The organism is Streptomyces sp. NPDC004031 (genome assembly GCF_053604375.1).
The window spans coordinates 16,303-41,929 of sequence record NZ_JBSGHL010000014.1 but is presented as its reverse complement, the minus strand read 5'-3'; the positions used below and the strand labels follow the sequence as shown (position 1 = coordinate 41,929).

The following is a 25,627-nucleotide window of genomic DNA, read 5'->3' as shown; positions in this document are numbered from 1 at the left end:
CGCGCCGGTCTCGTCGATCAGCCCGTGCCGTGATCCGGTACGGGAGGGCGGCAGCCGGGTATGCCCATCGGACGGAACCGCCCACCCACGGCGGCCCGCCCCGTAGCCCCCGACCGGGAGGAGTGCGCCGCCATGCAGAAGTACGGTCCGCAGCCGGTGTCCCGCCAACTGCCCACCGAGGAGGCGCGCGACCTGCTCGCGCTCACCCGGGAACTGGCCCAGCGCGAGATCGCCCCCGCCGCGGCGGCCCAGGAGGAGGCGGGCCGCTTCCCGCGCGAGGTCTTCACCCTGATCGGCGAGTCCGGACTGCTCGGCCTGCCCTACCCGGAGGAGTACGGCGGCGGGGGCCAGCCCTACGAGGTCTACCTCCAGGTGCTGGAGGAGCTCGCGGCCGCGCGGCTGACCGTCGGCATGGGCGTCAGCGTCCACACCCTGTCCTGCCACGCCCTCGCCCACTACGGCACCAAGGAGCAGCGCGCCGAGCACCTGCCCGCGATGCTCGGCGGCGGCCTGCTGGGCGCCTACTGCCTGTCCGAGCCCACCTCCGGCTCCGACGCCGCGGCCCTGCGCACCCGCGCGGCCCGGGACGGCGACGACTGGGTCCTCGACGGCACCAAGGCCTGGATCACCCACGGCGGGGTCGCCGACTTCTACACCGTGCTGGCCCGCAGCGGCGGCGAGGGCGCGCACGGCATCTCGGCGTACCTCGTACCCGCCGACACCGCGGGGCTGTCCGCGGCCCCGCCCGAGCGGAAGATGGGCCTGAAGGGCTCGCCGACCGCGCAACTGCACCTCGACGGGGTACGCGTCCCCGACGCCCGCCGGATCGGCGACCTCGGCCAGGGCTTCGCCATCGCCCTCGGCGCCCTGGACTCCGGACGGCTCGGCATCGCCGCGTGCGCGATCGGCGTCGCCCAGGCCGCGCTGGACGCGGCACTCGGCTACGTCCTGGAGCGGCAGCAGTTCGGCAGGCCGGTCGCCGACTTCCAGGGACTGCGCTTCATGCTCGCCGACATGGCGACCGGAGTGGAGGCCGGCCGCGCCCTCTACCTGTCGGCCGCGCGGCTGCGGGACGCCGGGGAGCCCTTCTCCGCGCAGGCCGCGATGGCCAAGCTCTTCTGCACCGACACCGCGATGCGGGTGACCACCGACGCCGTCCAGCTGCTCGGCGGATACGGCTACACCGCCGACTTCCCGCTGGAGCGCTACCTGCGGGAGGCGAAGGTGCTGCAGATCCTGGAGGGCACCAACCAGATCCAGCGGATGGTCGTCGCCCGCCACCTGGCGGGCCCGGAATCCCGCCGCTGAGCTGCGGGCGCGGGCGAGGGCGGGGCGATGGAGGCGGGGGCCGGCGACGGGGGCGCCGGCCCGACCGCGGGCCTAGGCCGCGAGCCCCTGCGGGGGCAGGTGGACGGGGCGCGACTCGGGGCCGCCGACGTGCGAGAAGGGCTGGGTGCGCCAGTCCAGCCCGGCGGGCAGGGTGAGCAGTACGGCCAGGTCCGGCCGGCGGTCCGCGGCGCCGACGGCGACCGGGCCGGCCTCGGCGACCGCGCGGCCGGAGCCGTCGCACACCGTCAGGCCGAACGGATTCCACGGCGTCGGGCACAGCGCGTGCTGCGGGAGGCGGTCCTCGTCCGCGAGGACGGCGATGGGCCGCCCGCAGCCGGGGCAGGACAGCCGGACGATGTCCGCGGTGTCCTCGTCGAGGACGTCCTCGACGCCGGCGTCCGCCTCGGCGGCGAAGATGTCCATCAGGTCGTCGGACGCGTCGGCGTCCGTAAGGCCGGCGGCCGGGGTCGGGCCGCGTTCGTGGCCCTCCTCGAACGCGGGAGCGGTCCGCTCGCTGCGACTGCGGCGCACGTGATGACGCATGGTGCGTGTCCCCCTCGGGTGAGTGCCCCTCCAACGGGTCGGCCGGGCGTCACGCCTCAGGCCATAGCGAGCACTTCCCGCCGCGCTACGCGGGTAACCACGCCATAGCGGGCGGACCGGCCCATCCGGTGTGTGCTTCGTCACATCCCCGCGGTTGGCCGGTTCATGCGCCCCCGGCGTGCGCCCGCGCACCCCCCTGAGCCCCCGCGCGGCGCCTTGCCAACCGTCCGGATACAGTGCGAACAGGCGAGGCCAGGACGGGTCCCGCGGGATCGGAAGCGTGACGTGATGCGAACCAACTGGGCGGGGAACCTGACCTTCTCGGCGGCCGAAGTACGACGCCCGGCCACCGTGGCGGAACTGCGGTCCGCCGTCGCCGGCAGCCGCCGGGCCAAGGCGCTCGGCAGCGCCCACTCCTTCAGCGACATCGCGGACACCGACGGCACCCTCATCGACACCTCCGCGCTGCCGCCCGAGATCGACGTCGACACCGCCGCCCGCACCGTGCGGGTCGCCGCCGGTGTGCGCTACGCCGACCTCGCCGCGCACCTGCACGCCCACGGTTGGGCGCTGCCCAACATGGCCTCGCTGCCGCACATCTCCGTCGCCGGCTCCGTCGCGACCGGCACCCACGGCTCCGGCGACCGCAACGGCTCGCTGGCCACCGCGGTCTCCGGCCTCGACCTCGTCACCTCCGACGGCGCCATCCACACCATGAGCCGCGCCGCCGACCCCGACACGTTCGACGGCGCCGTCGTCGCCCTCGGGGCGCTCGGCGTCGTCACCCACCTCACCCTCGACCTGCGGCCCGACTTCGCCGTACGGCAGCAGGTCCGCACCGGCCTCGACCTCGCCGACGCCGTCGAGCACTTCGACGCGATCACCTCGGCCGCGTACAGCGTCAGCCTCTTCACCGACTGGCGCGGCCCGCGCTTCACCCAGGTCTGGCTCAAGCAGCTCGCCGACGCCCCCGACGCCGACTTCCCGTGGGCCGAGCCCGCGCCGGCCAAGCTGCACCCGGTGCCCGGCGTCGACCCGGTGCACTGCACCGAGCAGTTCGACGTCCCCGGGCCCTGGCACGAGCGGCTGCCGCACTTCCGGCCCGGCTTCACGCCCAGCAACGGCGAGGAGATCCAGTCCGAGTACCTCGTGCCGCGTGCGCACGCCACCGCCGCGCTCGCCGCGCTCGACGCGATGCGCGACACCATCGCGCCCGCGCTGCAGATCTGCGAGATCCGCACCATCGCCGCCGACCGGCTGTGGCTCAGCCCCGCGTACGGCCGCGACACCGTGGGACTCCACTTCACCTGGGTCAAGGACACCGCCGCCGTCCTGGCCGTGCTCGCCCCGCTGGAGGCCGCGCTCGCGCCCTACGCGGCCCGGCCGCACTGGGGCAAGCTCTTCACCACCGACCCCGCCGAGGTCCGCGCCCGCTACCCGAGGATGGACGACTTCGCCGCGCTCGTCGCCGCGACCGACCCCGCGGGCACCTTCTCCAACGCCTTCCTCGACCGTATGCTCCGCGGATGACCGAAATCCCCGGCGGAACGGTAAGGTCGTCGGCTGTGGAAGAGCTGGACCGGCAGATCGTGGAACTGCTCATGGCCGACGGGCGCATGAGCTACACCGACCTCGGCAAGGCGACCGGTCTGTCCACGTCGGCGGTCCACCAGCGGGTCCGCCGGCTGGAGCAGCGCGGGGTGATCCGCGGGTACGCCGCGATCGTCGACGCGGAGGCCGTCGGGCTGCCGCTGACCGCCTTCATCTCCGTCAAGCCGTTCGACCCCAGCGCGCCGGACGACATCCCCGAACGGCTCGCCGACGTCGCGGAGATCGAGGCGTGCCACTCCGTGGCGGGTGACGAGAACTACATACTCAAGGTGCGGGTGGGCACACCGAGCGAGCTCGAACACCTCCTCGCGCGGATCCGCACCCTCGCGGGCGTCTCGACCCGCACGACGGTCGTCCTCTCCACCCCGTACGAGTCGCGCCCTCCGCGGATGTAGGGGGGCGCCCCGGGGTGCCTCATGCGGTGGCCCGCGCGACCGTCTGCCGGTGGGTGGTCGCGCGCGCAGTTTCTCCCCCAGGCTCTGCCGGGAGGTGCCCCCACGCCCCTGGTGCGTTGCCTCGCGCGGCATGCGCGGGCTCTTGCCGGGCAGGGTGAGCGTTTTTAAGGGGCGCGGGGAACTGCGCGATCAGCCCGCCCCCGGCAGATGATCGCGAACGCCACCGCAAGGGGCAGCCCGGGGCGTACCCCGCGGCCGGGGCGGACGCCGGGACGGGGGAGACTGGGGAGATGCGCCCCAGCTCCACCACCCAGCCCCAGCCCCAGACCCCGGACCAGCTCAGCAGCATGCGGACCCTCATGCTGCGCGGCGGCTTCGTCTACAGCCCCGCGGACCCGTTCGCGACCGCGATGGTCGTCGAGGGCGACACCGTCGCCTGGGTCGGCGGCGAATCCGCGGCCGACTCTTTCGCCGACGGCGTGGACGAGATCGTCCACCTCGACGGCGCCCTCGTCACCCCCGCGTTCACCGACGCGCACGTGCACGTCACGTCCACCGGCCTGGCCCTGACGGGGCTGGACCTCACGGGCTGCGGCAGCCTGCGGGAGGCGCTGGAGCGGGTCGCCGCGCACGCCGCCGCGCACCCGGCGGACCGGGTGCTGCTCGGGCACGGCTGGGACGAGACGGCCTGGCCGGAGCGCCGGCCGCCGACCCGCGCGGAGCTGGACGCGGCGGCGGGCGGCCGCCCCCTGTACCTGTCCCGCACGGACGTGCACTCCGCGGCCGTCACGAGCGCGCTCGCCGTCCTCGTACCGGACCTCGCGGGACGCGCGGGCCACGACCCGCAGGCGCCGCTGACGCGCGACGCGCACCACGCCGTGCGCGGGGCCGCGTACGCCGCCGTGACGCCCGCGCAGCGCGACGCGGCGCAGCGGGCGGCGCTGCGGCACGCGGCGGCGCAGGGCATCGGCGCCGTCCACGAGTGCGCGGGCCCGGAGATCTCCTCGCAGGACGACCTGACGGCCCTGCTCGCGCTCGCCGCGCGGGGCGGGGGCCCGCGGGTGCTCGGCTACTGGGCCGAGCCGGTGGGCGGCCCCGCGGACCTTGAGCGGCTGCGCGACCTCGGCGCCGCCGGCGCCGCGGGCGACCTGTTCGTCGACGGCTCCTTCGGCTCGCACACCGCGCATCTGCACGCCCCGTACGCGGACGCGCCGGGCAGCACGGGCGTGGCGTACCTGGACGCCGAGACCGTCGCCCGGCACCTGCTGCTGTGCACCCGGGCGGGGGTCCAGGCGGGCTTCCACGCGATCGGCGACGCCGCCGTGGACACCGTCGTGGCGGGCGTGCGGGCCGCCGCGGCGGACGCGGGCCTGGACCGGGTGCGGGCGCTGCGGCACCGCGTGGAGCACGCCGAGCTGCTCTCGCCGGACGCGATCGCCGCCTTCGCCGAGTTCGGCCTCGTCGCGTCCGTGCAGCCCGCCTTCGACGCCACCTGGGGCGGTCCGGACGGCATGTACGCGCAGCGCCTGGGTGCCGAGCGCGCCGCGGCCCTCAACCCGCTGGCCGCGCTGAGCCGCGCGGGCGTACCGCTCGCGCTGGGCTCGGACAGCCCCGTCACCCCGCTGGACCCGTGGGGCGCGGTGCGGGCCGCGGCCTTCCACCGCACCCCCGCGCACCGCATCTCCGCCCGCGGTGCCTTCACCGCCCACACCCGCGGCGGCTGGCGTGCGGCGGGCCGGGACGACGCGGGCGTGCTGGTGCCGGGCGCGCCCGCCGACTACGCCGTGTGGAGCGTCGGCGACCTGGTCGTCCAGGCGCCCGACGAGCGGGTCGCCAACTGGTCCACGGACCCGCGCTCGGGCGTGCCGGGTCTGCCGGACCTGACCCCGGGCGGCGCGCTGCCGGTGGCGCTGCGCACGGTCGTCGGCGGCCGTACGGTCCACGAGCGGCCGAACGGGTGACCGCGGGCGCCGCCGGATGCGGCCGAACGGTGTGCCCTGGCCGGTCAGCGGCGTGTCGCAGCGCCCCGGGCCGGTCCGCACTGACCTGCTGATTTGGTGAAACCCCGCAGGTCACAGGGCTGTTGACAGTTGCCCGTCGAGGGCGAGTAGGTTCGGCGAAGTCCACCACAGGACGCCGGACCGGGGGTACTCGCGAGGGCGTCGACCGCCGCTGGGCCGTGGGGCGTCGCGCCGCACGTGCACGCCGCCACTGGCAGCCAGGTCCAGCGCGCTCGACGCGGAACGCGGCTCGCCAGTGGGCCTCTCCGCCCGTGAGGGTACGGAGGGTGAGCACCGCCCGATCGGCAGGTGGGACCCGGGAAGGGCCCGGACGCCCAGTAGACAACGGCCTCGGCGGACGCGCAGCCAGCGCGCCCCGGGTCGGCCCGAAGGGTGTCCGGGCCCGTTCCGCAGCGGCGCGCTCCGCGCGGGCGCGGCTTTGGGCCTGACAGGTTGAGGTGGGAAGCTTTGCCCACGTGCGGCCCACCCGGGTGCCATCCCGGGGTACGGTCGCCTTCACCCCGTCTCCACCTGCAGGAAGGCCGCGATCGTGCGCCTGCGCCCCGAAGCCGCGAGCGCGGCGCCCCCGGCGGAGTCCGGCGTGCCGGAACCCTCCGACTCCGCCGCCGCGCCGGCGCGCCCCCCGGCTTCCGCCGTCGGCCCCGTCGCGGACCGCGCGCCCGTCGCGGACCCGGCCCCGGTGCCGCGCCCCACCCGGCGGCAGCGGTTCGCCGCGCTCGTCCGCCGGATGTGGCGCGACAGCGCCGTCGCCGCGGCGGCGGGCCTCGCGCTGGCCGCCGCCTTCCCGCCGTACGACGTGTGGCCGCTGTCGCTCGTCGCCGTCGCCGCCTTCACGCTGCTGATGCGCGGCCGGACGGTGCGTCAGGGGGCGTGGCTGGGCTTCGCCTTCGGGCTGCCGTTCTTCATCTGGCTGCTCCAGTGGCTGCACACCGTCGGCTGGGACGCCGTGGTCGGGCTCGCGGTCATCGAGGCGTGCTTCCTCGCCGCGCTGGGCGCGTTCACGGTGCCCGTGACGCGGCTGCCGGGCTGGCCGGTGTGGGCGGCGTGCTTGTGGGTGACCGAGGAGCTGGCCCGCGACCGGCTGCCCTTCGGCGGCTTCCCGTGGGGGCGGCTGGCGTTCGCCAACACCGGCTCGCCCTTCACTCCGCTGGCCGCGCTCGGCGGCGCCCCGCTGGTGTCCTTCGCGGTGGCCCTGAGCGGCACGCTGCTGGCCGCGACGGCCCTCGCGCTGGTCCGGCTGCGTCCGCAGCCGCGCGACGCCCGTACCGCGCTGTCCGCGGCCGGTGCGCTCGCGCTGTCGGCTGCGGTGCTGCTGGCCGGGCTGCTGGTGCCCGTGCCGACCGATGCCCGGGACCACGTCCGGATCGCGGTGGTGCAGGGCAACGTGCAGCAGCCGGGCATGCACTTCCTGGGCCGTCCGATGATGATCCTGGACAACCACGTCAAGGCCACCCTCAAGCTCGCCGCCGACATCAAGGCGGGCAAGGTGCCCAAGCCGGACCTGGTGCTGTGGCCGGAGAACTCCTCCGACCTCGACCCCTTCAGCCACCCGGCCGCGTACGACAAGATCACCGAGGCGGTGCGGGCGGTCGGCGTCCCCGTCCTGGTCGGGGTGCTCGTGGACGGGCCGGACGCCGACCACGTGCAGAACGAGGGCATCGTCTGGGACCCGGTGAAGGGCCCCGGCGCGCACTACACCAAGCAGCACCCGGTGCCGTTCGGCGAGTACGTGCCCTTCCGCAAGGAGCTGACCAAGGTCATCAGCCGGCTCGACGAGATCCCGCGCGACTTCTACCCCGGGAAGACGACGGGTGTGCTGCAGATCGGCCCGGCCCGGCTCGGCGACGTGATCTGCTTCGAGGTCGCCTACGACGGCATCGTGCGCGACACCGTGAACGCCGGCGCCCGCGCCATCGTCGTCCAGACCAACAACGCCACCTACGGCGAGACCGGGCAGCCCGAGCAGCAGCTCGCGATGTCCCGGCTGCGCGCGATTGAGCACGGCCGGGCCATCGTCACCGCCGCGACCAGCGGAATCAGCGCGATCGTCGCTCCTGATGGCAAGATCGAGCAGCGCAGCAAGGAATTCACGCAGACGGTGCTCGACGCCGACATCCCGCTGCGCGACGGCACGACGACGGCCGATCGCGTCGGTGCGGCACCCGAGTGGACTCTCGCTATGGTGGGGCTCCTGTCCTGTGCGGCTGCCGTCGCGCTCGGCAGGCGCGAGCGCACCCGCACGGCGAAAGGGCAAGAGCAGCAGTGAACGACGGCGAGCAGCGGACCTTCGGCCCGCTGGGCAAGGTCCTGGTCATCATCCCGACCTACAACGAGGCCGAGAACGTCGTGCCGATCGTGCGGCGGGTGCGGGCCGCGGTGCCGGAGGCCGAGATCCTCGTCGCCGACGACAACAGCCCCGACGGCACCGGCAAGCTCGCCGACGAGCTGTCGGCGGCCGACCCCGCGGTGCACGTCATGCACCGCAAGGGCAAGGAGGGCCTGGGCGCCGCCTACCTCGCGGGCTTCCGCTGGGGCATCGACCACGGCTACGACGTGCTGGTCGAGATGGACGCCGACGGCTCCCACCAGCCCGAGGAGCTGCCGCGCCTGCTCACCGCGCTGAAGAGCGCCGACCTGGTGCTCGGCTCGCGCTGGATCCCCGGCGGCCGGGTCGTGAACTGGCCCAAGAGCCGTGAGTTCATCTCCCGCGGCGGCAGCACGTACTCCCGGCTGATGCTCGGTGTGACGCTGCGGGACGTGACGGGCGGCTACCGCGCCTTCCGCAAGGAGACCCTGCTGGGCCTCGGCATGGACGACGTGGCCTCCGCCGGATACTGCTTCCAGGTCGACCTCGCCTGGAGGGCGGTCAAGGCGGGCTTCCACGTCATCGAGGTGCCGATCACCTTCGTCGAGCGGGAGCGCGGCGACAGCAAGATGAGCCGCAACATCGTCGCCGAAGCGTTCCTGCGGGTCACCGCGTGGGGTGTCAGCTCGCGCGCCGGGCAGCTCACCGGCCGCAGGCCCGACACGGCCGCTCCCGACGCCCCCGCCGCCGCGCGGCCCGCGGAGGGCGCGGTCTCCGTGCCCGAGCAGGCCGGCCCCGCCGTCGCCGCCGACGCCTCGCCCGAGCGGGAGTCGCAGACGCCCTGACGGCCGCCCGGCGGCTACTGCAGGATGTTCACCGCCCGCGCGACCACCAGCACCACGGTCAGCAGCGACACCGCGGACTGCGCCAGCATCAGCGCCTTCGCCCACCGGGTCAGCGGCATGACGTCGGTCGGGCTGAAGGCGGTGGAGTTGGTGTACGACAGGTAGAAGTAGTCGAAGAAAGCCGGCTCCCAGTGGGCCGGCGCCATCTCCGGCACCTGCATCTGGACGAAGAGGAAGTCGGGGACGTCCCGCTCGCCCTGCGCACGGGCGGCGGGGCCGCCGCGGTCCAGCTCCCAGTACAGCAGCCCGAAGATCACGATGTTGATCAGCCAGATCGCCCCACCGGTCAGCAGCAGCGGGCCCGCGGAGCCGCCCTCGGTGCCGCGTACGAGGCCCGCGACCAGCCGTACGGCCCCGTAGGCGTTCGCGCCGCCGATCGCGAGCGTGAGGGCCAGCTCCAGCATCCGGTAGGTCCGGGAGGAGCGCTCGATGCGGTGCGGGTTGCCCGCGATCAGCGCGACCAGCAGCGCCAGCTCCACCACCGGCATCAGCCACCGCGGGTGCACCGAGAGCCGCGCGGGCAGCGCGAACTGGATCACCACCACGGCCAGCACCGTCGAGGTGGAGGCCCACCGCGGCTCCCCGCGGGTGACCCGGCGCCAGGCCGGTACAAGCGCCGCCGCGGGCCCCTCGGCGGCCTCCGCGGGCCGTGCGGGCGGCGGTACGGGGGCGGGTGCCGGCTGCGGCTCGGGCTGCGCGCCGGGCGCGGAGTTCGTCACGCCGCACATCGTGGCCGCGCCGCGGTCCCGCCGTCCATCGCGGGCGGGGGCACCGACCCGGGCTTTACCTGCTCTTTGGCACACTTGAGCTATGACGACGAGTTCCTCGCGCCCCGTCCGACCGCAGTCCGGGCAGCAGCCGCCACGGCAGCCGCGGCGGCGCTCCCGCGCCCGTACCGTGGTGCCCCTGGTGGTGGCGGCGTGGGCCGTGCTGGAGATCTGGCTCATGACGGTGGTGGCGTCGGCCACCAGCGGCCTCGTCGTGCTGCTGTGCGTCATCGCGGGCTTCGTGCTGGGCGCCGCCGCCGTCAAGCGCGCCGGGCGCAGCGCCTGGCGGAATCTGACAGCCGCCGTGCAGGTGCCCGGCGGCGGTCCGGGGGAGGGGGCGCCGGTGCCGCCGCCCGCGGGCGGCGGGCGCACGGGCCTGCACATGCTCGGCGGGCTGCTGCTGATGATCCCAGGCTTCCTGTCCGACGCCGTGGGCCTGGTGCTGCTCTTCCCGCCGACCCGCAGGCTCGCCGGATCGCTCGCCGAACGGCTGGCCCGCCGCTCGCTGCGGCGCCACCCGGACGCCGGGCCCGGCTCGATCGGCGACCTCTTCCAGCAGGCGCAGCAGGCCGGTGAGCAGGCCCGTATGCACCGCCCGGACGGCAAGGTCATCCAGGGCGAGGTCGTCGACCACCGGCACGACCGCTGAGCCCACCGGCTCATGCGGGCGCCCCCGTCGCGCGAGCGCGAGGCGGGGGCGCGGATGTGAGCAGACTCACTCCCGGACTCACCCGTACGCGGGCTCGTCGCCGGAGCCACCCGTGCACGGACTGACTCCCGGACTCACCCGTACGCGGACACACGACCGCCCGGCCGGGGGACGCGGCGTCGCGTCCCGCGCCGGGCGGGGAGTCCGGGGGCACCCCGGGTGGTTCCCCGGGGCGTCGGGTCGGGTCAGGCGGTCTTGCGGTTGTCCCGCGGGTGCACCGCGATGTTCATGGCGCCGGAACGCAGCACGGCCAGCCGTTCGGCCAGCACTTCCTCCAGCTCCTCGAGCGTGCGCCGCTCCATGAGCATGTCCCAGTGCGTGCGCGCGGGCTTGGTCGTCTTTTCTTCCGGGCCTTCGCCGTCCACCAGCAGTGCGGTCTGGCCGCAGGCGCGGCACTCCCACTCCGGCGGAATCTCGGCCTCGACCGAGAACGGCATCTCGAATCGATGGCCGTTCCGGCATGCGTACTCAACGGTCTGGCGCGGGGCCAGATCGATGCCGCGGTCGGTCTCGTAGCTGGTGGCCCCGAGTCGCGTGCCGCGGAGAGCTCGCTCACTCATGAATCGTGCCTCCCGGGCTTGGTCGCCCACAGGACAGGTGTCGCTGTCGTCGTCATCCGGTCAACGTCCGGTCGGCGGTGAAGATTCCCGAAGTGGGAGATGCGTCGCCCGTCGTGTCGCCCCTGTTTGTACCCGCCGATGCCCGTTTTGTCACATCCGGGACAAGATGTCACCCGGTCTTGTCATATCTTTTGTGTGCAGTAACGGTCAAGCCGGAGGGCCAACCGCGTACACTACCCGTCCGCGTGCCCGGGGGCTAAATCGTGTCCGCCATCACGTGCTCCCGCGCGGCGGACCCGGCCGCTGCGGCGGAGGGTTCCGTACCCGGCTCCAGGCCGCCGAAAACGCGCAGGAAGAACTGTGCCAGCGGTCCTATCGCCAGCGCGTAGAGCACCGTCCCCACCCCCACGCCACCGCCCAGCACGAAGCCGACCGCCAGCACCGTCAGCTCGATCGCGGTCCTGATCAGCCGCAGCGAGCGGCCCGTCCTGCGGTGCAGCCCGGTCATCAGGCCGTCGCGCGGGCCGGGCCCGAAGCGGGCGGCGATGTACAGGCCCGTCGCGACGCCGTTGCCCACCACCGAGGCCACCAGCAGCGGTATCCGCCCGCCCAGTGCCTCGACGTGCGGCACCAGCGCGAGCGTCACGTCGATCGCGCCGCCGACCAGGAAGACGTTGGACACCGTGCCGAGGCCGGGCCGCTGCCGGATCGGCCACCACAGCAGCAGCACCACCGCGCCGACGATGATCGAGACGTTCCCGATGGCGATGCCGGTGTGCCGGGACAGGCCCTGGTGGAAGACATCCCAGGGGTCCAGTCCCAGATCCGCGCGGATCATCAGCCCGTCGGTCGCGCCGTACAGCAGCAGCCCGGCGTACAGCATGACGAGGCGGGCCACCGGCAGCGGGCCGCGGCCCGCCACGAGCCGCCCGAGCCGGGACGGAGGAAACAGGCGTACTGGTGACAAAGGAGCCCCCCGGATGGTGGTCATACGGCTACGCATGACACTCTGTGGCTCGTAAGCAGAGCTTCTCCAGGGCCAATTCGCGGAAGGTGGACTGAATTTTATGTCGCAGTGGACCGCGTCGGTGAGTGCCGCGCATCTGGCCAGGCTGCTGTCGCCCGGACCGCAGGCGGCCGTGGGCGGCCGCAGGCTCCCCGCCTACCGCGGGCTCGCCGACGGGGTGCGGCTGCTCGTCCTGGAGGGCCGCGTCCAGGTCGCCGCCCGGCTGCCCGCCGAACGTGAACTGGCCCTCGCGCTGGGGGTGAGCCGCACCACGGTCGCGGCCGCGTACGAGGCGCTGCGCGCCGAGGGCTTCGCCCGCTCGCGGCGCGGCGCCGGCAGCTGGACCGCGATCCCCGACGGGCACGTGCTCCCCACCCGCGGCCTCGAACCCCTCCCGCCGGACGCCGCCGGCTCCGTCATCGACCTCGGCTGCGCCGCCCTGCCCGCGCCCGAACCGTGGCTCACCCAGGCCATGGAGGGCGCCCTCGCCGAGCTGCCCGCCTACGCCGCCACCCACGGCGACTTCCCGGCCGGGCTGCCCGTGCTGCGCGAGGCCATCGCCGACCGCTACACCGCGCGCGGGGTGCCGACCATGCCCGAGCAGATCATGGTCACCACCGGGGCGATGGGCGCGATCGGCGCCACCGCCCGCCGCGTCGCCGGGCACGGCGAGCGCGTCGCCGTCGAGTCGCCCAGCTACGCCAACGTCCTGGAGCTCTTCCGCGAGACCGGCGCCCGGCTCGTCCCCGTCGCCCTGCGCGAGGGCCTCGGCGGCTGGGACATGGGCGCGTGGCGCCGCGTGCTGCGGGACGCCGCCCCGCGCATGGCGTACGTCATGCCCGACTACCACAACCCCACCGGCACGCTCGTCGGCGACGACGAGCGGCGCGAACTGGTCGAGGCCGCCCGCGCCGCCGGGACGGTCGTCGTCGCCGACGAGACCATGGCCGAACTCACGCTCGACGGGGACGAGCCCGGTGTGCGCCCGATGGCCGCCTTCGACCGCGGCGGCACCGTCATGACCGTCGGCTCCGCCAGCAAGGCGGTGTGGGCGGGCCTGCGCATCGGCTGGGTCCGCTCCACGCCCGACGTCGTCCGGCAGCTGGTGTCCGCGCGCGCCTACCTCGACCTCGGCTCGCCGGTCGTCGACCAGCTCGCCGTCGCCTGGCTGCTGCGCGGCGGCGGCTGGGACCAGGCCCTCGCCACGCGGCGGCTGCGCGCCCGCGAATGCCGCGACGACCTCGCGGCGGCGCTGCGCGAGCACACGCCGGACTGGGACTTCACGCTGCCGCGCGGCGGGATGACGATGTGGGTGCGTACGGGTGACGTGTCCGGGTCGCGGGTCGCCGTGGCCGGTGAGCGGCTCGGGGTCCGCGTGCCGTCGGGGCCGCGCTTCGGGGTGGACGGCGCGTTCGAGTCCTACGTCCGCATCCCCTTCACGGTGAGCGGCCCCACCGCGCAGGAGGCTGCCGCGAGGCTCGCCGCCGCGGCCACGGTGGTCCGCTCGGGGGGCGCCCCCGACGCGGACCCTACGGGGTTGTTCGTGGCTTGAGCGATCCGCTGCGCGGGGCGGTGAGTGTTTCAGGGGCGCCTGGGAAGTGCCCCCAGCCCCCGCCGGGGCGCGGGTGGTCACCGGCCGAAACGGGCAGTTGCTGTCGTTTCCGGACCACCGGCCGGTGGAGGGCTGAGCGCGCGGTTCTCCCCCAGGCTCCGCCTGGGAGGTGCCCCCACGCGCCCCTGGTGGCTCGCGCCCCGCGCGGTCAGGTCAGGTCCGCGACCGTGCGGATGACGTCCTTGCGGAGGGACGGGGCCGCGGGTTCCGGGGCGGGCTCCGGGTCGGGGGCGGGGGCGGACGCGCCCGGGAGGAGGGCGAGGACTGCCTCGCGGTGAGCGGCGCAGCTCTCCGCGTCGTACGGGTCGGGTGCGGCCGGCACCTGGAGGCGCAGGACGGGCCCGGTCCCGAGCCGGGCGTACCCCCGTCCGGGCGGGACGTCGGCGGCGGGCGTGCTGTCCGGCGCGGCCCCGAGCACCGCCTCGACGTGCTCGGGGGCGAGCCGCCCGAGCACGACCCGGGCGCGGGTGTGGGCGACGACGGGCGCGAGCCCCTCCGTCGCGTCGAGCTGGTCGGCGACGGCGACCGCGACGTTGGCGGCGCGTCCGTGCCGCAGCGGAACGTCGAGGAGCAGCTGCGGGTCGGGGCGGCCCTCGGCGAGGGCGAGCTGGGTGAGGGCGGTGGGCCGGTCGACGAGGATCCACAGCGGGCGGCGCGCGTCCTCCTCGACCGGGCGGCCCTCCTGCCGGGCGCGGTTGACGGCGACGAGCCGCCGCTCCGTCTCGTGCGCGGCCCATTCGAGCGTGGCGGCGGCGCCGAGCACGCAGTCCTCGACGGCGAGGACGCCGGGCCGTCCGGTGAGGAACGCGTACTCACCGGTGCCGCTGCCGTCCACGACGACGACATCGCCGCCCGCGAGGGCCTGGAGGGCGATGCAGCGCAGCAGGCCGGTGGTGCCGGTGCCGGGCTGGCCGAGGGCGAGCAGGTGCGGTTCGGTGGAGCGGGCGCCGGTGCGCCACAGCACGGGGGGCGCGTCGCGCGGCTCGGGGACGCCGTCGCCGGTGACCGGGAGCGTGCGGGCGACGGCGTCCGGGTCGGTGAAGCCGAGCACCGTCTCGCCGGGGGCGGTGACGAAGCGCTGCACCGCGATGTCGGTGGCCAGCGGCGGCAGCGCGGTGAGGACGAGGCGGTTGTCCTCCTCGTTCCAGTCGAAGCGGTACTCGCGGCCCCGCCCGGCCTTGGCGTGCAGCAGTTGCTCGACGCGGGCCCTGGCGTCGGCCTCGCCGTCGGTGAAGTAGGCGGGGTAGCGCAGTTCGAGCCGGACGAGCCGGCCGTCCTCGAAGGTGTAGGAGCCGAAGGCCTTCTCCCAGCCGCCGTCATACGTGTAGAGGGGCGCGGGGTCGGCGGGGTCGGACAGGTAGGGCACCAGGGCGTCGTACAGCGCGCGCAGCCGGGCGGTCTCGGCCTCGCCGGGGCCCGCGGGGGTGCGGGCGGCGCGGTCGCGGCCCATCCAGGCGGCGGAGGCGAGGACGGCGGCGAGGGCGAGCAGCGGCCCGTACGGCATCATCACCAGGACCACGACGCCGGCGGCGGCGAGCAGCAGCGCGGGCCCGCGGCGGTCCTTGGGGGTGCGGCCCCACCAGCCGCCGGCCCAGGCCGCCTGGCGGCGCATGCCGCGGCCGATGGTGATGACCGGGTGCAGGACGTCCGAGGCGCCGTCGGCGGCGGTACGCGCCAGGTCGCGGCCGCGGGCGAGCGCGGGACGGCTGGTCAGGATGCTGGGCAGGGGGCGCCTGGACACGGCTTGCTCCATGGGTGGCGGGGATGTGCTGGGGTGCGGCGGGGGAGGGGACCGCGAGCGACCCGGGAGCGGCGCGCTCCCGGGTCCTGGACGACGTGTGCCGTCGGCCCTAGATCTTGATCCCGCCCAGCAGGCTGGCCAGGCTCGCGCCGCCCGCCGTGATGCTCGGGGCGATGGCGGTGCTCGCGAGGTAGAAGCCGAAGAGGGCGCTGACGATGCCGTGGGACATCTTCAGACCGTCCTTGCGGAAGAACAGGAAGACGATGATGCCGAGCAGGACGACACCGGACATGGACAGGATCATGGGCTTTCTCCTGGGTGATGGGGACGGTCACCATGAGTGCCTCCAGGGTCACAAAAAGTCAGGAATCGCGCGCGGCGGCACATGGGTGATTTATAGAGAATTTCGCCCATCGGAGTGGGCCGGTGCCCCGGGATCACGCGGGTGGCGCCGGTGCGGGTGCGCGGGCGTCCCGCCCGATCGGGTGATCCGGGCCCGCCCGCCCGCGCCGCGGCCCGCTCCGGCAGGATGAGCCCGTGCAGTTCACGCCGATCAGCCGGGCCCGGCTCGCCGAGGCCCTCGCCGGGAAGATCGCCGGGCAGGACCCGCCCGAGGGACCGTGGTGGCGGGTCGCCGTGGACGGGGCGCCCGCCGCCCGCCCCGCGGACCTCGCCGACGACCTGGCCGCCGCGCTCCCGCCGCTCGGCCACCCGGTGCTCCGGGTGCGCGCGGCGGACTTCTGGCGGCCCGCGTCGCTGCGGCTGGAGTACGGGCACGAGGACGTCGACGCGTACTACCAGCTGTGGCTGGACACCGGCGCGCTGCGCCGCGAGGTCCTCGACCCGCTCGGTCCCGGCGGCAGCGGGCGCGCCCTGCCGTCGCTGCGCGACCCGGGCACCGACCGCGCCACCCGCGCGGACTACGTCGAGCTGCCGCCCGGCGGTGTGCTGGTCCTGGACGGGGCGCTGCTGCTGGGCCAGGGCCTGCCGCTGGATCTGACGGTGCACCTGCGGCTGTCGCCCGCCGCGCTCACCCGCCGTACACAGGAGGCGGAGCGCTGGACGCTGCCGGCCTTCGCGCGCTACGCCGACGAGGTGCTGCCGGAGGAGACCGCCGACGTCACCGTCCGCGCGGACGACCCGCGGCACCCCGCGTGGACGGGCGGGCAGCCCGGGTGAGCGTCGTGACCAGGCTGCGCCTTGCCCTCGAAGGCCGCGCCCCGCTAGCGTCCTCGACCACCATGACTGTCGCCACCGCGCCGCTGACTCCCGAGCACATACCCCTGGCCGTCCAGCGCTACGACCGCTGGTTCGCCCGCGCGCGGCGCCCGCCCTCGCAGCGGTCCTGGCTCGCCGACGGGCCGGTGCGCGGCGAGGACCTGGTGGGCCCGCTGCACGCGGTGCCCGGCCTGGAGGCCTGCCGCGCGCTGGACGGCGACGGCAACATGATCGGCTACCTCGCAGCCCAGCCCGTCACGCTCGCCCCCGACGACCCCGCGGGCCTGCGTACCCACCCGCGCTCCGCGCTCGTCCCGTACGGCGGCCACGCGCTGCCCGGCGGGCGGGAGACCGAGGTGCTGCGCTCGCTCTACGCCCGGATCGCCGAGCGGCTGGTCGCCGACCGGCGGCTGGTGCACTACGTGCAGGTGCCCGCGGGCGAGGTGGCCACCGCGCCCTGGGCGGATCTGGGCTTCGGCCGCGAGCTGGTGCACGGGCTGATGGCGGTCAAGGCGCGCGGCCGGCAGCCGCGCGGGGTCGAGGGTCTGGCCATCCGGCGTGCCGGGCCCGGCGACCTGCCGCAGATAGGGCGGATGGCCGCCGAGTCGTCGCGGCGGCAGCGCGGCACCGCGGTCTTCCAGCCGCAGCCCGAGGCGGCGCTCGCCGCGCTCCGGCTGCGCTACACCGACGCGCTCGCCGACCCCCGCTGCGGTGCCTGGATCGCCTCCCGCCGCGGTGAGGAGATCGCCATGGTCGTGGTGGTCCCGGCCGTCGCCGACCCGGTGATACCGGAGTCGTGCGTGGAACTGGCCGAGGCGTACGTGGAACCGGCCGCGCGCGGCGAGGGCATCAGCCGGGTGCTGCTGGCCACCGCGCTGGCCTGGGCGTACGACAACGGGCACCGCTACATGTCGGCCCGCTGGCACTCCTCCTCGCCGCTGGCGGCGGGCCACTGGCCCGGGGTCGGCTTCCGGCCGGTCGGCTACCGGCTCAGCCGCACTCTCGACACGCGGATCGGCGGGGCACCGGGGACGTTCTGACCGGGTCATCGCCAACAAGTCGCCCAGAAGTGAAATAAGCCTGCATATCGGACATTTCGCGGTGATGCGGGTCACCTCGGGCGAATCGTGTGTCCGGTGTCACCCGCCGAACACGGTGCGCGCCCCGGTCGCGTACCCGCTGTTCGTGCCGGGGGCCGAATGTCGCGGCGGGTGCGGCGCCGGTCGGCGGACGGTCACCGTCGCGGGTACGCAGTGGATCGCGCGGGTGGCGCCCCGTGACCACCGGTAAGGGCGGAATGGGGTGGCATGCCGGGTTTGCTTGCCCGCCGCTCGCGGGGTCGTCTAGCTTCGCCGTTACCGCGGGCCGGACGTCCGCGACAGCCGCCGGGCGGAACGCCGAATCCTGCCGCCGCCCGGACGCAGCACCATCCGAGCTGCAAAGGGCAGGAGCGGGGGACCCAAGGTAAGCCGCCGTCCGGGACGACTCCCGGCCGGCTCGGGGTGAAGCCGTGCCGCCGTACCGCCGCGCACCTGACCGGAGCGCGCACCACGGCCGCGGCCGGGCATCTCCAGCCCGAACCCGACAGCTCACCTCGCAGGCGTAGGAGAGGAATCCCCATGCCCGCACAGGGTCAGCACCGCAAGCCCCGCTCGCTCAGCCGCCTCACCCGTGTCTGCGTCGTCGCCGGCACGGGCGCCGCCGCCGTGGCGATCCCGCTCGTCGGCGTCGCCCAGTCCGCGTCCGCCGCCGAGCCCGCCAAGGCCCCGGCCGCGGCGACCGCCAAGGCGCAGGACTACACCGTGGTCCGCGGTGACACGCTCGCCAAGATCGCCACCACGCACCACGTCAAGGGCGGCTGGAAGGCGCTCTACGACGCCAACAAGAAGGTCATCGGCGCCAACCCGGGCATCATCCACCCCGGCCAGCACCTCACGCTGAACACCGCCCCGGCCGCCGCGCCGAAGCCCGCGCCCGCCGCCAAGGCCCCCGTGAAGAAGGCCGCCCCGGCGAAGAAGGCCGCTCCGGCGGCCGCTGTGAAGGCCGACACCGGCTGGACCAAGCCGGTCGGCGACGCCGCCATCGGCACCGGCTACAAGACCGGCGGCAGCATGTGGTCCTCCGGCCACCACACCGGCGTCGACTTCCTGGTCTGGAGCGGCACCCCGGTCCACTCCGTGGCCGCCGGCACCGTCGTCCACGCGGGCGCGGACGGCGCCTACGGCAACGACGTGATCATCAAGCACGCCGACGGCAAGTACACCCTGTACGGCCACCTGACGCGCCCGGTGGTCTCGGTCGGCCAGACCGTCACCGAGGGCCAGGAGATCGGCATCTCCGGCGCCACCGGCAACGTCACCGGCCCGCACCTGCACTTCGAGGTGCGCACCACGCCGGACTACGGCTCCGACATCGACCCGGTCGCCTACCTGGCGTCGCACGGCGTCACCGTCTGACCGCCGCCCCGGCGGTACGGCCCCCAGGGTGCCCGCCCGGTCCTCGCGACCGGGCGGGCACCCGCCGTTGCGCCGCTAGCCGAACAGCCCGGCCAGCTCGCCCCGGGAGGCCACTCCGAGCTTCGGGTACGCCTTGTACAGGTGGTAGCCGACGGTCCGCGGGCTCAGGAACAGCCGGGCCGCGATGTCCTTGTTCGACAGGCCCTCCGCCGCCAGCCGGACGATCTGCGACTCCTGCGGTGTGAGCCCCGCCTCCGCGTCCACCGGCGCCGTCTCCCGGCCCGCCTCGGGCAGCGTCCCGCCCGCCGCGCCCAGCTCACCGCGCGCCCGCTCCGCCCACGGGGCCGCGCCGAGCCGCTCGAAGACGTCCAGCGCGGCGCGCAGCCTCACCCGGGCCTCGTTCTTGCGGCGGGCCCGGCGCAGCCACTCCCCGTACAGCAGGCTCGTGCGGGCCGACTCCATGGCGCGCCGGTGCGGGTCGTGCGCGTCGAGCGCGGCGAGGTAGTACGCCTCCGCGTCCGCCTCCGGCGCGCGCAGCGCACGGCAGCGCGCCACCAGGGCCGCCGCCCAGCCTTGCCCGGAGCGCGCCGCCCACGCCTCGAAGCGGGCGAAGGACGCGTCCGCGCGCTCCGGCACCCCGAGCCGCACCGCCGCCTCCACCAGGTCCGGGATGCTGCGGGTGGCCGATATGTGGTGCCGCACCGACTCCTCGCCGAGCAGCGACAGCCGCTCCAGCGCCGCCTGCGCGCGGCCGAGACCCAGCTCCAGCAGGCCCTGCGACCAGTACGCCCACGGGGCGCCGGGCGGCATCGCGGTGCCCGAGCCGCCCGCGAGCGCCGCGTCCACCCTTCGGCGGCACTCCTCCTCGTCGCCGCGCACCGCGGCGACGTACGCGAGCGCGCTGCTGAGCTGGCTCACCCACTGCCGCTGGCCGGTGTCCGCCGCGATCCGCAGCGCCTCGCGGGCGGTCGCCGCCGCGTCCTCGAAGCGCGCCTCGAAGATCTCCGCCTCGGCGCGGAAGAACAGCACCGTCGTGAGCCGTCCGACCCCGCCGCTCTCCCGGCCCTCGGCCGCGAGCACCGTGGTCAGCTCGTGCGCCTGCACGTCCTGGCCGAGCGTCAGCCCGACCCCGCACAGCATCACCAGATGCCCCGGCTCGACCCGTCCGCCGTGCGCCGCCCGCGCCGCGGCCGCCGCCGCCCCGAGGTCCGGCGGTACGTGCCCGGCCGCGCTCCGGCCCAGCGCGTCCACCAGGAAGCGGGCGACCGGCGTCACGGGCGCGTCCGGCGGCAGCCGCAGCGCGTCCAGGCGCGCCACGGTGTCAAAGACCGCGTCGCCGCCCAGGTACCACGCGGTGTGCGAGGCCTGCACCAGCATGCGCGCCGCGCGCGTCGGATCGCCCTCGGCGGCCAGCGCCGCCCCCTCGATGAGCAGCCGGTGGGCCGCGGGGAAGTCGCCCTCCAGGAAGTCCGCGAGCCCGCGCACGTGCAACGTCCGTGCGACGGCGAGCTGTTCGGCCCCGCCGTCCTGGGGCGCCGTCGCGGCCAGTCGGGCCGCCAGCCGGGCGGCCTCGTCGGCGAAGGTGCGGGCGCGGGGGATCTCACCGGCCTCCGAGGCGGATTCCGCGGCGAGCAGCAGGCGGCGCAGGCGGGCCGCCGGATCGGTGCTGAGGCGGGCCGCGCGGTCGTACGCCGCGGCGGCCGCGGTGTGGCCGCTGCGCTCACGGGCGCGGCCCGCGGTGCGCTCCAGGGCCGCGGCCGCCGCCTCGTCCGGGCCGGTCGCGGCGGCGGCGAGGTGCCAGGCCCGGTGGTCGGCGTCCCGTTCGGGGTCGGCGGCCTCGGCCAGCGCGCGGTGCGCGGCGAGCCGTTCGGGCAGCGACGCGCGCTGGTGGATCGCGGCCCGCACGAGCGGATGCCGGAAACGCAGCAGCGTGCCGTCCACCGTGACGAGCCCGGCCTCCTGCGCGGGCGGCAGATCGGGGACGCCCGCGCCCAGCTCACCGGCCGCCCGCAGCACCGTGCCCAGCTCGCCGGTGTGGTCCGCGGCCGCCACCAGCAGCAGCGTCTGGGTGGCCCGCGGCAGATGGCTGACCCTGCCGTGGAAGGCCAGTTGCAGCCGGCTGGTCAGCGGCAGCGCGCCCGGCCCGGCCACGGCGCCGCCCGCGTCCCGCAGCCCCGCCGGGAGTTCCAGCAGCGCCAGCGGATTGCCCTGCGCCTCGGCCAGCACCCGGCGGCGCAGCACGTCCGCCATCGGCTCGTCCCGCCCGGCGCGCTCGGCGAGCAGTGCCAGCGCCGCCGTCTCGTCCAGCGGCGCGGGGCGCAGCTCCGGCAGGCCCGGCGCGGGGAAGGCCCCCTCCCCGTCGCGCGCGGCGAAGACCATCGCGACGCCTTCCGCGTCCAGCCGCCGGGCCGCGAAGAGCAGCGCGTCGGCGGACGCCCGGTCCAGCCACTGGGCGTCGTCCACGACGCACAGCAGCGGGCCGTCGGCCGCGTGCTCCGACAGCAGCGACAGCACCGCGAGGCCGACGAACATCGGCTCGACCGGGCCCCCTTCCGCGCCGCCGAGCCCGAACGCCGACCGCAGCGCCCGCCGTTGCGGCTCCGGCAGCGCGCCGTCCGCGCCCATCGCCGTCCGCAGCAGCAACTGCAGACCGGCGAAGGGCAGTTCGGCCTCGAACTCGACGCCCGAACCGCGTACCACCGTCATGTCGGCGGCCTCGCCGACCGCGTGCTCCAGCAGCGCGGTCTTGCCGATGCCCGCCTCGCCGCGCAGCACCAGCACCCCGCTGCGCCCGTCCCGTGCCCCGTCCAGCAGGCCGCGCAGCGCGGCGGCCTCCCCGTCCCGTCCGTACAGCATGATCAGACGCTAGCCGACGTCCGTGGTGCCGAGCCCGCGGCGTATCGCCAGCTCCACCGGCGAGTACGCCCCGTCGGCCCGCTCCAGCTCCAGCGGCACCGCGGGATGCAGCGGCGGCTGGGCGAGGAAGCGCGGCGCGGTGCCGTGGTGCGGCTGCGCGGCGTGCACGAGGAAGGGGTGGCACAAGAACACGTCGCCCGCCCGCCCGGTGGCGAGCACTACCGGGCGGTGGTCCGACGCGGCGACCGTCGCCGGGGCGCAGCGCAGCGTCGAGACGCCCGCCTCGCCGTACGGGGCGAGCACCCGCGGGACGTCGAGATGGGAGCCGACGCGGATCCGGGTGGGCGCGTCGTCCTCGGCGACGTCGGTGAAGAGGAAGAGCATGAGCAGCGCGCGGTCGCGTGAGCGGACGTTCGCGAAGTACCAGCTCTCGCCGTCGGGCAGGTAGCTGCCGTCGATGTGCCAGCCCGCGTCGTCCGGCTCGTCCCGGTGCGGGAAGCGCAGCGGGAAGGAGCCGAGGCCCTGCCGGGGAACCCACCGCCCCGGACCCACCAGCAGGTCGAACGCGGCACGCAGAGCGGGGGTGTCGGCCGCGGCGGTGAAAGGCGGCTGTGCCATCCAGCCGACCCGGTGCACCGGCTTCGTCCATGTCTCCGGGCGCTCGGGGTCGCACCCGGTCTCCTGCCACAGCAGGTCGGCGCACGCGCGGGCGGTAGCCGCGTCGAAGGCCCCTGCGATCTTCACGAAGCCGTCCTGTAGGAAGGCCTCGACCAGCGTCGTTCCCCCGGACGCCGGGCCGGTCGTCTCCATGACGGCGATCATGACGGCGGCCGCGCGTACGGTCCAGCGGATATTTCCCACCCGGCCGGGCGCGGCCTCAGACCTGGCGCGGGACCGTGCCCTGCACCTGGCGCAGGAAGGACGCGTTGTCGGGCGTGTGCCGCATCCGCTCCAGCAGCACGTCCAGGGCGGAGTGCGCGTCACGCCCGTGCAGCGCCTGCCGCAGCCCGTGCACCACCGGCAACTCCCGCGGCGGCAGCAGCAGTTCCTCGCGCCGGGTGCCGGAGGCCAGGACGTCCACCGCGGGGAAGACCCGCCGCTCGGCGAGGTTGCGGTCCAGGTGCAGCTCCATGTTGCCGGTGCCCTTCAACTCCTCGTAGAAGAAGGTGTCGGCGCGGGAACCGGTGTCCACCAGCGCGGTGGCCAGGATCGTCAGCGACCCGGCCTCCTCGGTCCGGCGCGCCGCGCCGAAGAGCCGCTTCGGCCCGTGCAGCGCCGCCGCGTCCACCCCGCCGGAGAGCGTACGGCCGCCGTGCGCGGCGGCGTTGTTGTGCGCCCGGCACAGCCGGGTCAGCGAGTCCAGCAGGATCACCACGTCCTGCCCCAGCTCCACCAGCCGCTTGGCCCGTTCCACCGCCAGCTCGGCGAGCGCGATGTGCTCCTTCGGCGGCCGGTCGAACGTCGAGGACAGCACCTCGCCGCGCACCCCGCGCCGCATGTCGGTGACCTCCTCGGGCCGCTCGTCCAGCAGCACCACCATCAGCACGCACTCCGGGTGGTTGGCGGCGATCGCGGCCGCGACGTTCTGCAGCAGCACGGTCTTGCCCGCCCTGGGCTGCGCCACGACCAGCCCGCGCTGGCCCTTGCCGACCGGTGCGAACAGGTCCATGAGCCGCCCGGACAGCGCGCCCGAGCCGCGCAGCGACGGGCTCTCCAGGCGCAGCCGTTCACCCGGGTGCAGCGGCGTCAGATCGGCGAAGTGCGGCCGCGGCGCGCCCACGGGCCGGCCGTTGACGAGCTGGACCTCGCCGAGCGCGCCGGGCTTTCCGGTCAGCCCGGTCACCAGGTCGCCGCGGCGCAGCCCGGCCGCGCGGATCCGGTCGGCGGGCACGTGCAGGTCGCCGGGCGCGGGGTGCAGCCCGGGGGAGCGGAGGCGGCCCTGGCCGCCCTGGATGTCGAGGACGCCGGTCACGGGGGCGGCCGCCCTGGGCCGGACGTCCGGCCGTTCGAGAGTGCTGGTCATGTACGTCGTCCTTTCGCGGACGGAAGAGGGACGGAGCAGGAGGGGGATGCGGCGCGAGCGGGGTCGTCACGCTCCGCGGACCGCGGACATCACCCGGCGGCCCGTGCCGAGGCCTGTCACCTGGGCGTCGGGGGCGAACCGGCGCGGACGCGTCCTGCGCGACCGCGGAAGGGAACCACCGGACCGGACGGACGGACCGCCGGACGGGAAGGAAGGAGAGAACGGCACCGGCGCCGCGACGAAGGCGGCACAGACAAGTGCTGTTCGCACTGTAGCACGCGGCGCCGTCGGCACGGCACCGCGAACGGGCCCCCGGCGGACGGGGGCCCGTCCGGTCGTCAGCGGCCGCGGCCCGCCCTGCGGCGCAGCAGCAGGACGGAGCCGGCCGCGAGCACCGCCAGGCCGCCGCCGATGGACCAGGCCGCCGTGGAGGTGTTGTCGTGCGGGGAGGAGGAGTGCTCGGCCGGTGCGGGGCGCGTCGCCCGCCGGGCGGGCACCGGGATCTGCGCGGCCACGCTCTTGAGGTGGTAGGCGGTCGGCGCGGAGTTGAGGGTGCCGACCGACGCGGTGTGCCCCGCGGCGGCGAAGCCCCAGTCCAGCAGCTTGCCCGCCTCGGTGTACACGGCCTGCGGCAGCCCCGACTGCGGGTTCATGACGGTCACGATGAGCGTGCGGCCGTCCCGCCTGGCGGCGGCGACCAGGGTGTTGCCCGCGTTGGTGGTGTAACCGTTCTTCACACCGATCAGCCCCGGGTAGGGGTGCACGCCCTGAGCACCGGTCAGCAGCCGGTTGGTGTTCTGGATCCCGAACGACTTCACGAACTCGCCCTGCGCGTCGTAACCGCCGGGGAACTGCGCGGACGCGGTCGAGGCGTACGAGGCGAAGTCGTGGTCTGCCAGCCCCGCGCGGGCGAAGACCGCCAGGTCGTACGCGGACGAGACCTGGCCCGGATTGTCGTAGCCGTCCGGCGAGACCACGTGCGTGTCGTCGGCGCCCAGCATCCGCGCCTTGGCCTGCATCTGCGCCACCGTCTGCGCCACCGAGCCGTTCATGTGCGCCAGGACGTGCACGGCGTCGTTGCCCGACGCGAGGAAGACCCCGCGCCACAGATCCGCCACCGTGTACGTCTGCCCCGGCTGCACCCCCACCAGGCTGCTGCCCTCGCCGATGCCCAGCAGATCCTCGTCGGTGACCTTGTGCGTCTCGGCCGCCGGGAAGCGGGGCAGCACCGTCAGCGCGAAGAGCGTCTTGAGCGTCGAGGCCGGGGGCAGCTCGCGGTGCGCGCTCTTGGCGGCGAGCACCTGGCCGGTGCGGGCGTCGGAGACCGTCCAGGACAGTGCGGAGATGCCGTCCGGCAGGTCGGGGGCGCCGTCCTGGAGGTCCACGTGCACGCCGGGCTCGCCCAGCAGCGCCCCGCCGATCACCTCGTTCGGGCTGCCGTCGCCCGTCCCGCCGGTCGCGGCACCCGCGGGGGCGGCGGGGGCCGCGAACAGGGCGAGGCAGCAGCCCGCGCCGAGCGCGGCGGCGACGCGGTGGGGGATACGGGGGGTGGGGCGGCGGTTGCTCATAC

The 25,627-nt window shown here is 75.4% G+C and carries 21 protein-coding genes; 11 read left to right on the top strand and 10 right to left on the bottom strand.

What is annotated here, in order from left to right; translation table 11 throughout:
* Positions 1-132: 132 nt before the first annotated feature.
* Positions 133-1,308, top strand: a complete 1,176-nt coding sequence (locus ACWERV_RS11560; RefSeq protein ID WP_398180141.1) for an acyl-CoA dehydrogenase family protein — start codon at positions 133-135, stop codon at positions 1,306-1,308.
* 72 nt (positions 1,309-1,380) lie between these two features.
* On the opposite strand, the gene ACWERV_RS11555 is transcribed toward ACWERV_RS11560, so the two are convergent.
* Positions 1,381-1,752 (bottom strand): hypothetical protein, encoded by a 372-nt coding sequence (locus ACWERV_RS11555; RefSeq protein ID WP_452931828.1) that lies wholly within the window; start codon positions 1,750-1,752, stop codon positions 1,381-1,383.
* 408 nt (positions 1,753-2,160) lie between these two features.
* On the opposite strand from ACWERV_RS11555, the gene ACWERV_RS11550 reads away from it, so the two are divergent.
* The 5 genes from ACWERV_RS11550 (at position 2,161) to ACWERV_RS11530 (ending at position 9,049) form a co-directional block, all read left to right on the top strand.
* Positions 2,161-3,402: an FAD-binding protein gene (locus ACWERV_RS11550; protein ID WP_452931658.1), complete on the top strand. Its 1,242-nt coding sequence runs from the start codon at positions 2,161-2,163 to the stop codon at positions 3,400-3,402.
* Between the two features lie 35 nt (positions 3,403-3,437).
* A complete protein-coding gene (locus tag ACWERV_RS11545) occupies positions 3,438-3,878 on the top strand; it encodes an Lrp/AsnC family transcriptional regulator (protein ID WP_398180847.1) in 441 nt (146 codons plus the stop codon).
* 290 nt (positions 3,879-4,168) lie between these two features.
* The gene (locus ACWERV_RS11540) at positions 4,169-5,839 is read left to right on the top strand and encodes an amidohydrolase (RefSeq protein WP_452931655.1); all 1,671 of its coding nucleotides are present in this window, start codon (positions 4,169-4,171) and stop codon (positions 5,837-5,839) included.
* A 640-nt stretch (positions 5,840-6,479) separates the two neighbouring features.
* A complete protein-coding gene (lnt, locus tag ACWERV_RS11535) occupies positions 6,480-8,165 on the top strand; it encodes an apolipoprotein N-acyltransferase (RefSeq protein WP_452931653.1) in 1,686 nt (561 codons plus the stop codon).
* The gene (locus ACWERV_RS11530; RefSeq protein WP_452931650.1) at positions 8,162-9,049 is read left to right on the top strand and encodes a polyprenol monophosphomannose synthase; all 888 of its coding nucleotides are present in this window, start codon (positions 8,162-8,164) and stop codon (positions 9,047-9,049) included. Before lnt ends, ACWERV_RS11530 begins: the two co-directional genes overlap by 4 nt.
* Positions 9,050-9,063: 14 nt before the next feature.
* Here ACWERV_RS11530 and ACWERV_RS11525 read toward each other — a convergent pair whose 3' ends face one another.
* Positions 9,064-9,828 (bottom strand): hypothetical protein, encoded by a 765-nt coding sequence (locus ACWERV_RS11525; protein ID WP_452931647.1) that lies wholly within the window; start codon positions 9,826-9,828, stop codon positions 9,064-9,066.
* Positions 9,829-9,919: 91 nt separating this feature from the next.
* Here ACWERV_RS11525 and fxsA point away from each other — a divergent pair, with 91 nt between their 5' ends.
* Complete coding sequence (gene fxsA, locus ACWERV_RS11520) at positions 9,920-10,525, top strand: FxsA family membrane protein (RefSeq protein WP_452931645.1); 606 nt, start codon at positions 9,920-9,922, stop codon at positions 10,523-10,525.
* Positions 10,526-10,770: 245 nt separating this feature from the next.
* Here fxsA and ACWERV_RS11515 read toward each other — a convergent pair whose 3' ends face one another.
* Together ACWERV_RS11515 and yczE are read right to left on the bottom strand one after the other, a co-directional pair.
* Positions 10,771-11,145, bottom strand: a complete 375-nt coding sequence (locus tag ACWERV_RS11515; protein WP_031517570.1) for an RNA polymerase-binding protein RbpA — start codon at positions 11,143-11,145, stop codon at positions 10,771-10,773.
* Between the two features lie 256 nt (positions 11,146-11,401).
* On the bottom strand, positions 11,402-12,028 hold the full coding sequence (gene yczE / locus ACWERV_RS11510; RefSeq protein WP_452931825.1) for a membrane protein YczE: 627 nt from the start codon (positions 12,026-12,028) through the stop codon (positions 11,402-11,404).
* A gap of 184 nt (positions 12,029-12,212) precedes the next feature.
* On the opposite strand from yczE, the gene yczR reads away from it, so the two are divergent.
* Positions 12,213-13,703, top strand: a complete 1,491-nt coding sequence (gene yczR / locus ACWERV_RS11505) for a MocR-like transcription factor YczR (RefSeq protein ID WP_452931641.1) — start codon at positions 12,213-12,215, stop codon at positions 13,701-13,703.
* 208 nt (positions 13,704-13,911) lie between these two features.
* Here the strand turns inward: yczR and ACWERV_RS11500 are convergent, their stop codons facing one another.
* The gene (locus ACWERV_RS11500) at positions 13,912-15,504 is read right to left on the bottom strand and encodes a hypothetical protein (protein WP_452931638.1); all 1,593 of its coding nucleotides are present in this window, start codon (positions 15,502-15,504) and stop codon (positions 13,912-13,914) included.
* A 109-nt stretch (positions 15,505-15,613) separates the two neighbouring features.
* The gene (locus ACWERV_RS11495) at positions 15,614-15,808 is read right to left on the bottom strand and encodes a hypothetical protein (protein WP_031517563.1); all 195 of its coding nucleotides are present in this window, start codon (positions 15,806-15,808) and stop codon (positions 15,614-15,616) included.
* A gap of 233 nt (positions 15,809-16,041) precedes the next feature.
* On the opposite strand from ACWERV_RS11495, the gene ACWERV_RS11490 reads away from it, so the two are divergent.
* The 3 genes from ACWERV_RS11490 (at position 16,042) to ACWERV_RS11480 (ending at position 19,178) form a co-directional block, all read left to right on the top strand.
* Positions 16,042-16,683, top strand: a complete 642-nt coding sequence (locus ACWERV_RS11490) for a uridine kinase (RefSeq protein WP_452931634.1) — start codon at positions 16,042-16,044, stop codon at positions 16,681-16,683.
* A gap of 62 nt (positions 16,684-16,745) precedes the next feature.
* Complete coding sequence (locus tag ACWERV_RS11485; protein ID WP_452931631.1) at positions 16,746-17,762, top strand: N-acetyltransferase family protein; 1,017 nt, start codon at positions 16,746-16,748, stop codon at positions 17,760-17,762.
* A gap of 579 nt (positions 17,763-18,341) precedes the next feature.
* Complete coding sequence (locus ACWERV_RS11480; RefSeq protein WP_452931629.1) at positions 18,342-19,178, top strand: M23 family metallopeptidase; 837 nt, start codon at positions 18,342-18,344, stop codon at positions 19,176-19,178.
* A 75-nt stretch (positions 19,179-19,253) separates the two neighbouring features.
* Here the strand turns inward: ACWERV_RS11480 and ACWERV_RS11475 are convergent, their stop codons facing one another.
* The 4 genes from ACWERV_RS11475 to ACWERV_RS11460 form a co-directional block, all read right to left on the bottom strand.
* Positions 19,254-22,034, bottom strand: coding sequence for an ATP-binding protein (locus ACWERV_RS11475; protein ID WP_452931627.1), 2,781 nt, complete (start codon positions 22,032-22,034; stop codon positions 19,254-19,256).
* Positions 22,035-22,043: 9 nt separating this feature from the next.
* The gene (locus tag ACWERV_RS11470; RefSeq protein WP_398180841.1) at positions 22,044-22,844 is read right to left on the bottom strand and encodes a phytanoyl-CoA dioxygenase family protein; all 801 of its coding nucleotides are present in this window, start codon (positions 22,842-22,844) and stop codon (positions 22,044-22,046) included.
* Positions 22,845-22,911: 67 nt separating this feature from the next.
* Positions 22,912-24,057, bottom strand: a complete 1,146-nt coding sequence (rho, locus tag ACWERV_RS11465) for a transcription termination factor Rho (protein WP_452931622.1) — start codon at positions 24,055-24,057, stop codon at positions 22,912-22,914.
* 338 nt (positions 24,058-24,395) lie between these two features.
* Positions 24,396-25,625, bottom strand: coding sequence for a D-alanyl-D-alanine carboxypeptidase family protein (locus ACWERV_RS11460; protein WP_452931619.1), 1,230 nt, complete (start codon positions 25,623-25,625; stop codon positions 24,396-24,398).
* Positions 25,626-25,627 lie beyond the last annotated feature (2 nt).